At 52.9% G+C, this 14,750-nt stretch carries 12 protein-coding genes; 9 read left to right on the top strand and 3 right to left on the bottom strand.

All coding sequences use genetic code 11. The features are described from left to right. The first annotated feature begins 216 nt into the window (after window positions 1-216). Genes EIP93_RS05815 through EIP93_RS05805 form a run of 3 tightly spaced genes read left to right on the top strand, consistent with a single transcriptional unit; the run spans window position 217 to window position 5,026 of the window. The gene (locus EIP93_RS05815) at window positions 217-1,668 is read left to right on the top strand and encodes a TolC family outer membrane protein (RefSeq protein ID WP_125232427.1); all 1,452 of its coding nucleotides are present in this window, start codon (window positions 217-219) and stop codon (window positions 1,666-1,668) included. 39 nt (window positions 1,669-1,707) lie between these two features. Beyond that, window positions 1,708-3,846, top strand: a complete 2,139-nt coding sequence (locus EIP93_RS05810) for a type I secretion system permease/ATPase (RefSeq protein WP_039490447.1) — start codon at window positions 1,708-1,710, stop codon at window positions 3,844-3,846. A 10-nt stretch (window positions 3,847-3,856) separates the two neighbouring features. Next, on the top strand, window positions 3,857-5,026 hold the full coding sequence (locus tag EIP93_RS05805) for an HlyD family type I secretion periplasmic adaptor subunit (protein WP_125232426.1): 1,170 nt from the start codon (window positions 3,857-3,859) through the stop codon (window positions 5,024-5,026). A gap of 90 nt (window positions 5,027-5,116) precedes the next feature. Here EIP93_RS05805 and EIP93_RS05800 read toward each other — a convergent pair whose 3' ends face one another. Beyond that, on the bottom strand, window positions 5,117-6,325 hold the full coding sequence (locus tag EIP93_RS05800) for a glycoside hydrolase family 28 protein (protein ID WP_125232425.1): 1,209 nt from the start codon (window positions 6,323-6,325) through the stop codon (window positions 5,117-5,119). Between the two features lie 579 nt (window positions 6,326-6,904). Between EIP93_RS05800 and pelI the strand changes: the two genes are divergently transcribed. Then, entirely contained in the window at window positions 6,905-7,948 is a 1,044-nt protein-coding gene (pelI, locus tag EIP93_RS05795; RefSeq protein WP_125232424.1) for a pectate lyase PelI, read from the top strand. Between the two features lie 101 nt (window positions 7,949-8,049). On the opposite strand, the gene uxuA is transcribed toward pelI, so the two are convergent. Both uxuA and EIP93_RS05785 read right to left on the bottom strand, forming a co-directional pair. Beyond that, window positions 8,050-9,246, bottom strand: a complete 1,197-nt coding sequence (gene uxuA, locus EIP93_RS05790; RefSeq protein ID WP_125232423.1) for a mannonate dehydratase — start codon at window positions 9,244-9,246, stop codon at window positions 8,050-8,052. Between the two features lie 285 nt (window positions 9,247-9,531). Then, window positions 9,532-10,266, bottom strand: a complete 735-nt coding sequence (locus EIP93_RS05785; protein WP_039490436.1) for an FCD domain-containing protein — start codon at window positions 10,264-10,266, stop codon at window positions 9,532-9,534. 210 nt (window positions 10,267-10,476) lie between these two features. Between EIP93_RS05785 and EIP93_RS05780 the strand changes: the two genes are divergently transcribed. From EIP93_RS05780 to EIP93_RS05760, 5 genes are all read left to right on the top strand, one after another. Further along, a complete protein-coding gene (locus EIP93_RS05780) occupies window positions 10,477-11,670 on the top strand; it encodes an alpha/beta hydrolase (RefSeq protein WP_105879256.1) in 1,194 nt (397 codons plus the stop codon). A gap of 84 nt (window positions 11,671-11,754) precedes the next feature. After that, entirely contained in the window at window positions 11,755-12,999 is a 1,245-nt protein-coding gene (locus EIP93_RS05775) for a SpoIIE family protein phosphatase (RefSeq protein WP_103861136.1), read from the top strand. 13 nt (window positions 13,000-13,012) lie between these two features. Next, a complete protein-coding gene (locus EIP93_RS05770; RefSeq protein ID WP_080726780.1) occupies window positions 13,013-13,567 on the top strand; it encodes a SiaB family protein kinase in 555 nt (184 codons plus the stop codon). A gap of 1 nt (window position 13,568) precedes the next feature. Beyond that, window positions 13,569-14,021, top strand: coding sequence for a DUF1987 domain-containing protein (locus tag EIP93_RS05765; RefSeq protein WP_103942529.1), 453 nt, complete (start codon window positions 13,569-13,571; stop codon window positions 14,019-14,021). Further along, window positions 14,008-14,715 carry a GGDEF domain-containing protein gene (locus EIP93_RS05760; RefSeq protein WP_103861138.1) on the top strand — a complete coding sequence of 236 codons (708 nt, stop codon included), beginning with the start codon at window positions 14,008-14,010 and terminating at the stop codon, window positions 14,713-14,715. Before EIP93_RS05765 ends, EIP93_RS05760 begins: the two co-directional genes overlap by 14 nt. Window positions 14,716-14,750: the final 35 nt, after the last annotated feature.

The raw sequence follows: 14,750 nt of genomic DNA, 5'->3' as shown, positions 1-14,750 counted from the left end.
GCCAAAAGCCTGGGGTCTCGGGGCGAGCGGCGTTTGAGCCGTCCCGAGTCGGGCGCGTGCTACGAGATAGCATAAAAATAGCGCCATTATCGCGCACGAAACGGCATCAGCAGCGGCATAGATACGTGTTCAAGAGACAGAACGAAACTGCCTCGGTAGCTGCACAAATATGTGTAAGGGAACTAAAACAAAGAGTGATGAAAACAGGGGTAATTGATGCACAAATCATTTTTTATCAGATTTTTTATCAGGGACATGTTTTTTCTGCGTAATCGCGCTTTTTTGACTCGCACAGTACGCCATCACACGTCGCGCGGTGTGCTGAAGATCGGGCTGGCACTCGGACTGGCCTGCGGTGGCCTTCCTTTCCTCTATAGCCCGCCGACGTTCGCTCAGGCTGTCGCGTTTGACTGGTCCGCCGCACCAACGGAACAGCAGGTCGACAGTCTGGACCTCAAGCAGGCTATTCTCCGCGCGTTCGCACGCAACCCACAAATCGCACAGGCCTCGGCGCAAATTCGCGTCGGCGAGGCCGATCTGCGCGTGGCGCAAAGTGCCTGGTTCCCGCAAATCGGCCTGAGCGGCAATGTCGGCCGGTCAGATCAAAGTGATACTGGCGGCACGATGAGCAACAATTCCACGGCAGGCCTCACGCTGAAACAGCTTCTGTACGATTTCGGTAAGACGGGCGGCAGCATTGATGAGCAGCACAGCCTGTCAGATGCCTACCGCTATCAGCTCTATGGCACCATGACCACGGTCGGTCAACAAACCTTGCTCACCTATCTGAAAATCAAACGCTATCAGGAACTGAGTCAGGCGGCCGAGCGCAATATCACGTCACTGAGTCTGGTAAAAGACACCGCGACACTCCGCGCCGAAGCCGGTCTCAGTACGCAATCTGACATCCTGCAGGCGGAAACCCGCATCGCAGGTATGCGAGCGACGCTGGAACAATATCGGGCACTGGAACGTTCCTCGCTGGCACAGCTCAGCGTGTTGACCGGCGTTCTTCCCACCGCCCTGCCCGATCTGCCCCGCGCGCTGCTGCAACAAAAAATTACGCTCAAGGCGCTCCCGTACCAGCAGAGTAATGCGGTGCTGAGCGCGCAGTCCAAACAAGAGGCATCGCGCCACCGGATTCGTCAGGCGGAAGCCCAGCACTTTCCCACCATTGCCGTACAGGCGGGCCGTACCCGCTATGAAACCGACAGGCGTAATTACTGGGACGATCAGCTACAGCTGGTGGTAGAAGCCCCGCTTTATCAGGGCGGGGCCGTCAGCGCACGCGTTGATGCGGCGTCAGGCACGCGCGAAGCGGCGCAGGCCGAAGTCGAAGCGGCGAAACTGGATATGAACCAGAAAGCCTCAACGGCCTATGCCGATCTCATCGGGGCACAACAGCGAGAAAAAGCCAGCCAACAGCAGATCACCAGCGCGACCTACACCCGCAACGTCTATCAGGATGAATACAAACTCAGCAAGCGCAGCCTGAACGATCTGCTCAGCGTTGAGCAAGACGTGTTGCAGGCCGAAACCTCACGCATCGGCGCGTTATACGACGGCTGGGAGGCGACGGTTAACTATGCCGCTGCCGTCGATAATCTGCTGGATATGCTGGGTATTGAACGTCATCAAGCTAGTGGCGAGACGCTACCGTCGCTGTAAGCCGGCTTGCCTGCCGGATAAGAACATGTAGGAATATCAATGACACAAGTCACCCAAACTGAAGTCTGGATTGCCGCCATGGCTCGCGCCGCCGCCCACTATGGACAGGTGGTGGATACCCAGTCGGTACGCCAGCAAATGCGCTGGTACGAACAGCAGCCGATTGCCCGCCAGTTAGAACAAATCAGTCACCTGATGGGGTTGAGCATCAGCCTGCGACACACGGAGAAACTCCGCTGGCGCAACCAGATCTTACCGGTATTGGCGGAAACCGATGACGGCGGCGTCATCGTCATCGAATCATTGAATGATGAAGGTATTGCAACCTACTGGCTGAATGATGGCGGCGACCTTCAACGCGAAGCCGAACTGGCTGAACTCATCAAACACAGTCAGGGGATTATCGTGCTGGTCGGCATCGCGGAACGCGGCCGCGATACCCGCATCGATGATTTCGTCAAACCATACCGTAAGCACTGGTTCTGGCAACACTTTCGCGGTGCAAAACGACAGATCGGGGAAATCTCTCTGGCGTCTATCGTGGGTAACGTTCTGGCGCTGGGGGGAATTCTGTTCTCCATGCAGGTATATGACCGCGTGATTCCGGCGCAGTCGATCCCCACCCTGTGGGTGCTGTTTTTCGGCGTGCTGCTGGCCGCCGCATTAGAGTACGCCATTCGTTTGTCACGCACAGTTGTCTCCGATTTGATGGGCAAAAGCATCGACCTGAACGTATCAGGTATGCTGTTCGCCCGCGCGCTGGCGATAAAAAACGAGGCCCGGCCGAAATCTACCGGCTCGTTTATTTCTCAGCTGCGGGAAATCGATCAGGTGCGTGAACTGCTGACCTCAACGACCGTCGGGGCAGCCGCCGACATGCCGTTCGTCTTGCTGTTTCTCGGTATCATGGCGATGATCGGCGGCCCGCTGGTGTTTATTCCCATGCTGGCGATCCCGCTGATTGTGATCCCCGGCCTGATGCTGCAATGGCCGATGGCGAAACTCGCCAAAGAAGGGATGCGTGAAAGCGCATTGCGCAATGCGGTGCTGGTCGAATCCATCGAAGGGATCGAAGATATCAAGGCGTTGCAGGCCGAACCCTACTTCCAACGCCAGTGGGAGCAAACTCACGAAGTCAGCGCCGCCATTGGGATGAAGCAGCGCGTGTGGGGAGCACGGCTCAGCGGCTGGGCATCGACCGTCCAACAGCTCACCTATGCTGGCATGCTGGTCTTCGGCTGCTATCTGGTGATGGCGGGCGATATCACCACCGGTACGCTCGTGGCCTGTAGCCTGCTTTCCTCCCGCACCATCGCCCCGCTCATGCAGCTCACGATGGTGTTTTCCCGCTGGCAGCATGCGAAAACCGCGATGACTGGGTTGGATGACCTCCTGCAAAAACCGCTGGATCGGCCGGAAGACGGCAAAATGGCGCACTGCCCGATCCTTCAAGGGCACTTCCAACTGCACAACGTGCAATACAGCTACGACCCCGAAAAAGGCGATACCGCCTTGCAGATCGGCAAACTGGAGATCAAACCGGGCGAAAAAGTGGCGCTGCTGGGCAAAGTCGGCGCGGGTAAATCCACCCTGCTCAAGCTGCTTGCCAATCAGGCGACCGCGACGCGCGGCAAGGTCATTATTGATGGCGTCGATATCAGCCAGATCGATCCGGCAGATGTCCGCCGCCAACTGGGCTTCCTGTCACAGGAATCACGCCTGTTCTTCGGTAGCCTGCGGCAAAACCTGATGCTCGGCAATCCGCACGCCACCGAGCAAGAATTGTTGCAAGCGCTGCGCATTAGCGGCGCACTCAGCCTAATCCAACAGGATGCCTCCAGTCTGGATCGCATCATTCATGAAGGTGGACGCGGTTTATCCGGCGGGCAGCGGCAGATGATTCTGCTCAGCAGGATGCTGCTACGTAATCCCCAGATTGTGCTGCTGGATGAACCCACCGCCTCGATGGATGAACAGTTGGAAAGCCACGTGATCCACCAATTAAGCAGTTGGCTCACGGGCCGCACGCTGGTGCTGGTAACGCACCGTCCGGCGCTGCTCAAGCTGGTTGACCGCGTGGTCGTCATGGATGGGGGACGCATCGTGGCAGATGGCCCGCGTGACCAGATTTTGAAGGCGGTCAGTAAACCGGCAGATACCGCACAGAGCGTGGCGTAAGGGGAACACAATGAGTAGCATCACGATCCATGATGACCTGAAACGCCAGGGTCGACGCGTATCCGTTATTATCTGGCTCAGCCTGCTGGGGCTGATCGTGTTTTTTATCTGGGCCACTTTCGCCGTGCTGGATGAGGTTTCCGTCGGGATCGGCAAGGTGACGCCGTCGACCCGCGCACAGGTGATTGAAAGCCTGGACGGCGGGATTATCGGCCAGATATATGTGCAACAAGGTAACGTCGTTGAGAAGGGGCAGGTGCTGGCGCAGTTGGACATCAACCGCTTCCAGTCCGTCTACGGCGAAGCCTTCTCCCGCGTGCAGACGCTACGGGCGTCCGCCGAACGTCTGCACGCCGAGCTCAGCGGCGCACCGCTAAAATTCAGCGCGGAAACCATGAAGGAACCCGCGCTGGCCGCACGCGAACGTCAGTTGTACGAATCACGCTTACGCAATCGCGATGAAACCGTCGCCAACCTGCAACAGTCTATGCGGCTGGTGGAGCAAGAGCTGCGGATGACGGAGCCGCTGGTGCAGCGCGGTGCCGCCAGCGCCGTCGAGGTGATCCGGTTACGCCGCCAGATTAGCGAAATTCGCGGAAAAATCGACGAAGCCAACAACCAATACGCCGTACGGGCGCGGGAAGAACAGGTCAAAAACAACGCCGATCTGGAAGCGCAGATGGAAGTAGTCAGCGGGAAAGCCGATCAGCTAAAGCGCGCTACCATCACGTCACCGGTACGAGGGGTTGTGAAAGACATTCAGGTAACAACCGTGGGCGGCGTGCTGCAACCGGGCGGCAAGTTGATGGAAATCGTGCCGCTGGAAGATCAGTTGCTGATCGAAACACGCATCAACCCACGCGATATTGCCTATATCCGGCCGGGTTTGCCCGCCACGGTAAAAATCACCGCCTATGATTCTTCCATTTACGGCAATTTAACAGGCGAAGTCGAAAGCGTGTCACCCGATACCCTTCAGGACGAAGTCAGGCGCGATCAGTTTTATTATCGAATCTATGTGCGCACTACGCAGGCGGAGCTGACCAACAAAGCTGGGGAAAAATTCCCCATCGTGCCCGGTATGGTCGCCAGCGTGGAGATAAAAACCGGCCAAAAAAGCGTTCTGGACTATCTTATTAAGCCGCTGAATAAGGTCAATGAAGCGCTCAGAGAGCGGTAAACTCTCGCACGTAACAACGAGTGCACAAACAGCAGCGCCGCACGGGGTAACCGTGCGGCGCTGTCATGACAGAACGATTTCGTCACTGCGTTATTTCTTAACGTTGACGTTATTGATTTGCCATGTGCTGTCACTCGTCAGTTTGACGTTCTTCATCGTCACTTCTATCGGCTTTTTCGCATTCTCGCCGTTCAGCACCACCACACCTTTGGTTTGAGACGTAATATCCTTAAACGTAATGTCGCTCCAGTCAGGAACATTACTTCCCTCTTTTTTCTCATATACCGTGTCAATCACGATCGGTTTCGCCACGTTCTTCATGACTACGTTGCTATACCGAACACCATTGACAACGCCGGCTGCTGATTTGTCGCTTTTAATACGTAATCCATTCGTGGTGCCAGTCATAATCAGATCATCGACCGTCACGTTATAAACTCCCATCGTTTCGCTACCGATCGACATGCCATGTCCCGTTCCAAATTCATTATGCAAAATGGAAATATTGCGTGTCTCAGAACGACCTTTATAGGCTTTGATCGCCACATTATCGTCGCCCGTCGAAATATTACTGTGGGCAATGGTGATGTTCTTTGACGACATCGGATCGATACCGTCAGTGTTTCTGGCGGTGGACGGCGTTTTGATCGTGGTTTTCCACGCGGTGAAGCCGTCACCATCGCTGAACACGACGTGGAAGTTCGGAGAATTAATGAGAGAGACGTTATACAGCGTGAAATTCTTGCTCTTATTAATCTGAATCAGCCGGGGGGTATTCTGTTTTAACTTTTTCACTTTGGCATCGGCAGCCAGATCCCACCAGCTCACCTTTTTATCCTGAAGCTTCACGCCCCCCTGTCCATCAATGGTGCCCGGCCCATAGATTCCGCTATTCGTCGTGCTTGTAGCGGTAATAAATGCATCGCAGCCTTTACCGTTTGTATCCACCACGCCACAGGATGACGGCGCATTCTCAAAAGACTTGGCATTATTCACAGCACGTAGGGTTACTCCTTTGTCGATTAATAAGCTCACGCCAGAAGGTAGAGAAAGCGGGCCACTCAGAAAAACGGATGAACTCCCTGCGCTCAGCTTTACCGCTTTTCCTTGCCCGCAATTATTCAGCGCTTTTTGAATTGTACTCGTGGCAGTACTACTGTCCGCTTTAAGCACCGTACAGGAAGACGGTGTTTTCGGTTCACTCACCGTTCGGGAATCAGATGCAAATGCCGATGCGCTAAACAAACCGATAAGCCCCAGTGATAATGATAAAACTCGCTTGCCTGATTGATATTCCATGTCAAACCTTACCTTATAAGCATCCACAACTTTTCCATCCCCAAAAGGCATTACGCTTTCATTTTGCTTAATAAGAAAAATAAAACGCCTTTATAGAAACTAAAAATTGTCACACATGCCTATGTAGATTAATGAAAAGTCCATTTACATAAAATTATTCCAATGCTTATTCGGAAAGCATTCAACTTTACGCATGGTTAAAATATCACCAATAAATTAAATGAAGTATCAACAAAACGTGGAAACAAAACGAATCCAGTCATGCGCAGAAGCCAGCGGGTGGTAAGATTTTCTTCTCTTCACAGCATTCATTCATTTTTCTTATTTTTAATAAGAAACCTCATAACATTTATCAATTTGATAAAAAATTATTAAATAAAAAATAATAAATAAATAATAAATTTACATATAAAATAATCACAGACTAAATTAAATAATCTGATTAACCTCAATAAAATCGACGAATTATTATTCATTTCATATTCCCTGCTATATAATCCTTCCCGATGCGCAAGGACTCCCTCTTTATTTGGAATAAATAAAGAGAAAAATATCCGTTTAATTTACAAGGAAAAACACATGTTTAAGTATTTAACACCGATATTTTTATGCACCGCTGCTATTTCTTTTCAGGCTCAGGCTGATGACACCATGCTGATGCTGCTGAAAAAAGATAATGCCACCTATTTAAGCTGGTCTACCGATGCAGGCAACGTTGTTCGCCAGGATGTGTATCGCAGCACCAGTAGTGCTCAGGCAGGCAGCGAAAAAATCGCAGAGCTCAATTCCAGCGACAGAACCTTTACCGATTTAACCGCCAATCCACAGTCAGACTATTGGTATTGGGTGGATACCGTTAGCGGTAATAATAGCGTTCTGAAATCTAATGCCGCCTCAACGGCACCTGCGCCATTACGTGCAGCGTCGCTTAAAGCAGCAAGTCCTGAATGTACAGCAGGGGCGGTGATCAAAAACAAATCCGTCGACTGCGGTGGGATTACGCTGGGTCTGAGCTGTACAGGTGACAGTGATAAACAGCCTCCTGTTATCACGCTGGAAAATGCCAGCATCAAGAACCTGCGCATCTCAGCAAAAGGCGGTTCTGACGGTATCCACTGTAAATCAGGCGACTGCCGTATTGAAAACGTGATCTGGGAAGACATTTGTGAAGATGCAGCAACCAACCTGGGTAAAACCATGACCATCGTCGGCGGTGTGGCACATAACACCACCAATGGCCCTGGCGGCAAGCCGGACAAAGTACTGCAACAGAATTCCAAAAATAGTCACACGATCGTACAGGGCAACTTCACCCTGACCGGTCAGCACGGCAAACTGTGGCGTTCTTGCGGTGACTGCACCAACAACGGTGGCCCACGTAACCTGACCATCATCAGCGCAACCGTTAACGGCACCATCGACAGCATCGCTGGCGTAAACCGTAACTTTGGCGACGTTGCTGAAATCCGCGATCTGCGTATTAAAGGCTACAAAGCAGGTAAACCTAAAATATGTGAAGAGTTTACTGGTGTAGAAAAAGGCAAGGGCACACCAACAAAACATGACGAGCAGTGGGATACCAAGAACTGCAAAGTCAGCCGTTCAAACGTTAAAGCCCTGTAATTCTGCCAGCAGAATTCACATATAAATTAATACCTCCTCTGGGGTCCTGACGCATCCATCTTCAACAGACCGTGCTATCAAGCACGGTCTGTTTCATTTCATCATCCTTGCTGCAATTCGGTAAACAGCGTGCGCTTCAGCGCCAGCTCGACACCACGCAGTTCCGCCAGCCCTTTCAAGCGCCCGATTGCCGAGTAGCCGGGATTGGTTTTCTTTTTCAGATCGTCCAGCATCTGATGTCCGTGATCCGGGCGCATGGGAATCGGACGGCGATCGCCCGCCTTCTGACGCCGCAGCTCTTCCGCCAGAATGGCCTTGATAATCGCCACCATATCCACATCCCCCTGCAAATGCGCCCCTTCATGGAACGAGTTGGGATTGTCTTCCCGACAGGTGGCACGCAGATGGGTGAAATGCACGCGATCGCCGAACGTTTCCAGCATCGTCACCAGATCGTTATCGGCACGTACGCCGTACGATCCTGTGCAGAAGGTAAAGCCGTTATGAAGGCTATCGACCGTCTGTTTCAGCCAGCGCATGTCGTCAATCGTGGACATCACACGCGGCAGCCCCAGGATCGGGCGTGGTGGATCGTCAGGGTGAATGGCAAGGCGGAGGCCGACAGCTTCCGCAACGGGCACAATCTCACGGAGGAAATGCCCAAGGTGCTCACGGAGTTTCGCATGGTCGATACCATCATATTCCGCCAGACGGCCACGGAATTGCTCTAGCGTATAGCCCTCTTCAGAGCCCGGCAGTCCGGCGATAATGTTGCCCGTCAGGCGCGCGATATCCTCTTCGCTCATCGCATGGAAGTAGTCGGCGGCCTGTGCCTGTTCATCCGCCGTATAATCTTTTTCAGCATCGTGACGCTTCAGAATATGCAGTTCAAAGGCCGCAAAGGCGATATGATCGAAACGCAGCGCCTTTGCGCCATCCGGCAGCACATATTCCAGATCGGTTCGCGTCCAGTCCAGCACGGGCATGAAGTTATAGCACACCGTATCAATGCCGCACTGCGCCAGGTTACGCAGCGATTGCTGATAATTGGCAATATGCTGCTGATAATTCCCCGTCTGCGTTTTGATCTCTTCATGGACCGGCACGCTTTCTACTACCGACCACACCAGCCCTTTCGCTTTCAATTCCGCTTTGCGCTTTTCAATCTCTTCAACCGACCAGATTTCGCCATTCGGGATGTGGTGCAACGCCGTCACCACACCGGTCGCTCCAGCTTGCCGAACATCATCCAGTGAGACAGGATCGTTCGGGCCGTACCAACGCCAGGTTTGTTCCATATTGAGTTACCTTTTTTCGCCAAGTGAGAGAGTTGTTTTCGTCACTTTCTTTCATCAATAAATAAGGAAAAGCCTACCTCACCGACACAGGCTGTCAAACGAAACTCACGAATTGATTGACCAATTACACAAAAAATCCGCATTTTGGACTAACATCATGCGTAATCAGGCTGTAAAAAAGAAAGGCGAGTCAGGGAAAGGATATTTGGTCTGACATGTCATCTCTCCGTACACCAATACGATGCCGGAGAGAAAGTCTACACAGGGCAGGAAACGTCGAGGAAATCAGGATTCCAGACGCGAAGGAACGGACTCGAACAGGTAGCCGTCGAAGGCCGGATCGTCCACATTCGAGATTTCCAGCAGTTTAATTTTTACGTTTTCCAGATGCTGCCACATTGCCTGACGCGCCATGTTCACATCGCGGCGAGACACGGCGCGCAGGATCTGTTCATGATCGTCCAGCCACTGGCGCTGATAGCTGAAATCGTCGGTATGGGAGTGAATACCCTGCCACATTGGGCTGCGTTTACGCGCCTGCCACACCTCATACACCATGTTGGCTAAGACGCTGTTTTGGGTAGACTGCGCCAGCAGGCAGTGGAATTGCTCATCGGCGCTTTCATCCACGCTACCGTTCTCAAGCGACGCCCTTTCTTGTTCAATGGCCTGCCGCATTTTCACGATGTCGCTTTTGGTCGCCTGCATTGCGGCAAACGCCGCGACTTCGCCTTCCAGCAGTTGGCGCGCCTGCATCAGCTCGAAGGGGCCATAGCCGCTGTCTACCACGCTGTCTTTTCCCTGTGCAGTCGGCAGTTGCATGACATAAACGCCGGAGCCTTTACGCACCTCAATCAGCTTTTCCAGCTCCAGCATGATCAGGGCTTCACGCACCACGCTGCGGCTGACGTTGTAGGTTTCAGCAATATCACGTTCGGGAGGCAAACGGTCGCCAATCTGATAGTTTCCCTTCAGAATTTCCGCGCGAAGATTGTCGCCAATCTGCTGATATAAACGCATACCGCTATTCCTTTATTCAACATCGGCCATCATAATATTGGCCTGACCAAAAGACATAAAAAACGCCCAATTTGTCTGAAGTATAACATGAAGCCTTGTAACGCAGCACGTTGAGCAATCTGCATGATAAATAATTTCAGATATAGTGTTGTTGAAACGCCATATCCCGTTAGCGATCAGACTGATGTTGCCAGCAGGCAAGGAGCATAAATGACAATAGACGTATTCCGGTTCGTTGCGTGGACAGGCTGGCAACGGGGAGTGGCAGGTTTTTTCGCCATCATCGGCGTATTTTTCATGGTGGGATGTAATAGCAATCCGCGCGACATCACGCCATTAGGGCAAACGTCATTCGAGCGTTACCAGCAAGACACCACGCGCTGGGTAGAACAGCATCGCGCCTTCCAGACCACGGATAAACAGCTGGAATTACGTTGGAATACGCCGAATGAAGCCCGCCCCATCGGCCAGCCACGTAAAGCGATTTTGCTGGTGCACGGGCTGGGTGACTCGCCGGGTTCATTTACCGACGTGACACCGCAATTGGTCGAACAAGGCTTTTTGGTCAGAACCGTGTTGCTACCGGGTCATGGCACCCGCCCCTCCGATCTGTTGCACGTCACCGTCGACGACTGGCGCAACGTGGTTGCCGAGCAGGCTGCCATCCTCAGCAAAGAGGTCGATGAAGTTTACCTGGGCGGCTTTTCCACTGGGGGAAATCTGGTACTGGAATACGCCCTACAACACCCTGAAATCAAAGGGCTGGTACTGTTCTCCCCCGCGATTAAATCCAACGAAAAATACGCCTTCATGGCACCGGTATTATCCGTATTTACCGACTGGCTGATGCCGCCGCGCCCCGGCTATCCCCAGCAGTTGGCAACCCGCTATATGCGCGTGCCGACCAACGGCTTCGCCCAATATTATTATTCCAGCAGCGGTGTGCGCTCACAGCTCGCCAAAAGGCCTTATGACAAGCCGGTATTAATCGTGCTGGCAGAGCATGATTCCGTCGTCGATACGGCTTATGTTGTCAACGCATTCGATAAGCAGTTTACCAACCCGCGCAGCCGCCTGATCTGGTATGGCGATCGCCCTGCCGGTATCCATTCTTCGCGCGTGTTGGTGCGGACAGGCTCTCTGCCCGACTGGCGCATCAGCCAGTTCTCGCACATGTCGCTCCTGTTTTCGCCAGAGAATAAGGAATACGGCAAAACCGGTGCGATCGTCATCTGTGCCAACGGCCAACCCCTGAACGACCTGAAAACCTGTCAGGATCGCAGCACGCTGTGGTATTCCGACTGGGGATACGTGGAAAATGGCAAAACCCATGTACGCCTGACCTTTAACCCGTATTTCGACTGGCAAAATCAGATCATGGCCAACGTGTTGAGCACGCAATAACCTTACTAAAAATGGGCGTTGTCATCATTTGGTCATCAAGGGCAGGTATTTTGACTTAAAGATAAATACGCCCAAAGATTAACCATGACCGCCATGCCTGTTCCTTGCGCCCGACCACTCCTCCGGGGTACACCGGTGGCGCGAGATCTTTGCATTCCTCTGCCGGACGTTTCTCCTAACACCGACAACGCCACCGTATTGCAATTATTCAGTAAGAATAAAGAGTGGGTCAGCCTGCCTGTTGTTGAGGATGGACGCCCTTTCGGCTTAATCAACCGCCATATTTTTCTCTCACAGATGTCCCGGCCTTTTTATCGCGAACTGTACGACAAAAAGAGCTGCATCGCGTTTATGGATAAAAACCCACTGATTGTCGATGCGCTGGCGTCGTTGAACGACGTTGCCGATCAAACGGTGATTACCGGTGATAAATCGCTGACGGACGGCTTTATGATCACCGAGAACGGGCGTTATATCGGTATCGGGCTCGGCATCGATCTGATCAAGGCCGTCTCCGATATGCACCTGCGCCAACATCAGCAGATTATGCAGAGCATCGAATATGCCAGCGTGATTCAGACAGCGATGCTGACGACGTCAACACAGGCGATGTCCCGCACGCTGGCCGACTGGTGTTTAGCCTGGGAACCACGAGACTGTGTCGGCGGCGACTGTTATGCCTTTAAAACCTATCAGAACGGCTGGCTTGCCGCCGTCGCGGACTGTACCGGGCACGGCGTACCCGGCGCATTTATGACCTTGATTTTCTCTTCCGCGTTGGAACAGGCACTGACACAGCACGGCCCGATGCTGCCAGCCCAGTTATTACAGGCAATCAACCGTCACATCAAAGATACGCTGGGGCAGCGTGACGAAGCGCGTCAGCTTTCCACCTCTAACGACGGCTGTGACGCGATGCTGGTGTTTTGCGATATGACGCGAAACACGCTGACGTTTTCCGGTGCGCGCATGCCCGCCTTCATGCTGCAACGCGAGACCGGACAGCTGACGCCACTCCAGTGCGATCGTATGGGAGTCGGCTATACCGAAACGCCTTATGACTACCAGTGGTCGAGCTATGAATTACAGCTTCATGATAACGATATGTTTTTCACCACCACGGATGGATTGACGGATCAAATCGGCGGAGAACGACGGATTATGTTTGGTAAACGTCGCCTACAGGAGTACCTCCAGCACCATCAACACCAGCCGATGCGTGAACTGGCTAACCAGCTCCTGTCAGCACACAAGATCTACCAGGGCGATCAGACCCGACGAGACGATTTAACATTTTGGGGCTTCCGACATTGTTCGACTTTTGTTTAATCAGGTAGGCAGAATGATGCCAAACATCAAATACACCGAGTTTTTTTTACCCTCACATCAGCATGACATTACGCTGTATTACGTGGGCTATTTTTCACAAAACATCATCAGTTCACTGGCCGAGACCATGCGGCTACAGCTGGAGAAAAAGCAGCTTCCTGCCGGCATTCGCCGCCGACTGTTCTCTACGTTCGTCGAAATGGTGCAGAACATTACTCGCTATTCCGCTGCACCGTTAACGGCTCTCGATCAGCCCGTCGAAGTCCGTCATGGTTCCGTGTGTTTGGGTTACGAAAATGGGAAATACTTCCTGTTGTGTGCCAATCCGATACACCCCGACGATGTCGAGACGCTGCGGGGGCGTCTTGAGCCGCTGCGCGGTATGACGCTTGATGAAATCCGACTCGCCTACAAGGTCTCTCTGCGTGATGAAACCCCGTCATCAAGTAAAGGCGCGGATATGGGGCTGTTGACCGTCGCGCGTGATGCCAGTGAGCCACTCCAGTTTACGTTTCGGGCCGATGCATCAACGGGGCTATCTACGTTTTATCTGAAGGCAATCATTTAACATGAAAAATATAACGACCCTAAGCAACCTCCATATTTCGGGGACATCCTGTACCCCGACAGTTGATTTTCACTTTGACACACACCGTCTTTACCTTTCTGGCGAATCTTATCCTGAGAATGCCGCGGCGTTTTATCGCCCGCTGCTTACCGAGATTCAGGCGTATCTGCACGCGTTAACAACCTACGCAGAAACGATGCCGCCGGATGAGGCACCGCCGAACATCGACATTCACGTCTCCCTGATTTACTTCAACAGCTCCAGCACCAAGATGCTGTTTAGTTTATTCAATCTGCTTAATCAGGCGGCTGAACAGGCGCTCTCGATTGCGCTGTATTGGTATTACGACAAAGACGACGACATTGCGGAAGAATTTGGTGAAGAGCTTCACATCGATTTCCCCGCCCTGACCTTTCACAGCACGATTTTGAGTGATAACCATGAGCACAATTGAATTGTTTACACCGGAATACGACATTCTGCTCGCCGCGCGCAACATCGCTAATCAGCAGGAGAGGCCAGCAGAAGTCTATCGCGACACGCTGCTGGCGTTAACCGACCACTATCAGCGTCTGGTACGCGAGTCGCACCGTCTGATTTCACGCAGCGACCGGGCGGAGAAAGAGCTGAACCGTCTGAACGCACAGCTCAATCAACTGGCGGTCGAACTGGAGTACAAAGCCAGCCACGATCCGCTGACCAGTGTGTATAACCGCGGGGCGATTATTGAACGCATTAACCACGCGCTGGAGCGTAATCAGGCCGCACTCATCGTGCTGGATATCGATCATTTCAAGCAGGTGAATGATACCTATGGTCACCCGACGGGTGACGCCGTGATCTGCGATCTGGTGTCACGCGTGCAACAGGTTCTGAATACCACGAGCAGCATTGGTCGCGTCGGCGGTGAAGAGTTCACCATCCTGCTGGAAGGGCATACGCTCATGCAGGCCGTCTCGCTCGCCAGCCGTCTTCATCAGGATCTCAACAGAATGCCGCTCAGCGTGCTGCCGCAACAACGCGTCACCGCTAGCTTTGGCGTCAGTTGGGCACCGCAGAAAACCCGTTTCGATACCCTTTACGGTGCCGCAGATGCCGCGCTTTATCAGGCCAAGGAAAAAGGAAGAAATAGAGTGGAGTTTCAGTAAGTCGCAGCCTGGGCGATTGCCGTCGCCCTGACTCA

Origin of the sequence: Pectobacterium versatile (assembly GCF_003932035.1) — a bacterium.
Classification (GTDB): Bacteria; Pseudomonadota; Gammaproteobacteria; order Enterobacterales; family Enterobacteriaceae; genus Pectobacterium; species Pectobacterium versatile.
The sequence above is the reverse complement of the archived record's forward strand: the minus strand, read 5'-3'. Positions and strand labels throughout refer to the sequence as shown.

Excerpts from the sequence above, each read along its gene's own strand:
- EIP93_RS05815 (WP_125232427.1), top strand. The coding sequence starts at position 217 with ATGCACAAATCATTTTTTATCAGATTTTTTATCAGGGACATGTTTTTT.
- EIP93_RS05810 (WP_039490447.1), top strand. The coding sequence starts at position 1,708 with ATGACACAAGTCACCCAAACTGAAGTCTGGATTGCCGCCATGGCTCGC.
- EIP93_RS05805 (WP_125232426.1), top strand. The coding sequence starts at position 3,857 with ATGAGTAGCATCACGATCCATGATGACCTGAAACGCCAGGGTCGACGC.
- EIP93_RS05800 (WP_125232425.1), bottom strand. The coding sequence starts at position 6,325 with ATGGAATATCAATCAGGCAAGCGAGTTTTATCATTATCACTGGGGCTT.
- pelI (WP_125232424.1), top strand. The coding sequence starts at position 6,905 with ATGTTTAAGTATTTAACACCGATATTTTTATGCACCGCTGCTATTTCT.
- uxuA (WP_125232423.1), bottom strand. The coding sequence starts at position 9,246 with ATGGAACAAACCTGGCGTTGGTACGGCCCGAACGATCCTGTCTCACTG.
- EIP93_RS05785 (WP_039490436.1), bottom strand. The coding sequence starts at position 10,266 with ATGCGTTTATATCAGCAGATTGGCGACAATCTTCGCGCGGAAATTCTG.
- EIP93_RS05780 (WP_105879256.1), top strand. The coding sequence starts at position 10,477 with ATGACAATAGACGTATTCCGGTTCGTTGCGTGGACAGGCTGGCAACGG.
- EIP93_RS05775 (WP_103861136.1), top strand. The coding sequence starts at position 11,755 with ATGACCGCCATGCCTGTTCCTTGCGCCCGACCACTCCTCCGGGGTACA.
- EIP93_RS05770 (WP_080726780.1), top strand. The coding sequence starts at position 13,013 with ATGATGCCAAACATCAAATACACCGAGTTTTTTTTACCCTCACATCAG.
- EIP93_RS05765 (WP_103942529.1), top strand. The coding sequence starts at position 13,569 with ATGAAAAATATAACGACCCTAAGCAACCTCCATATTTCGGGGACATCC.
- EIP93_RS05760 (WP_103861138.1), top strand. The coding sequence starts at position 14,008 with ATGAGCACAATTGAATTGTTTACACCGGAATACGACATTCTGCTCGCC.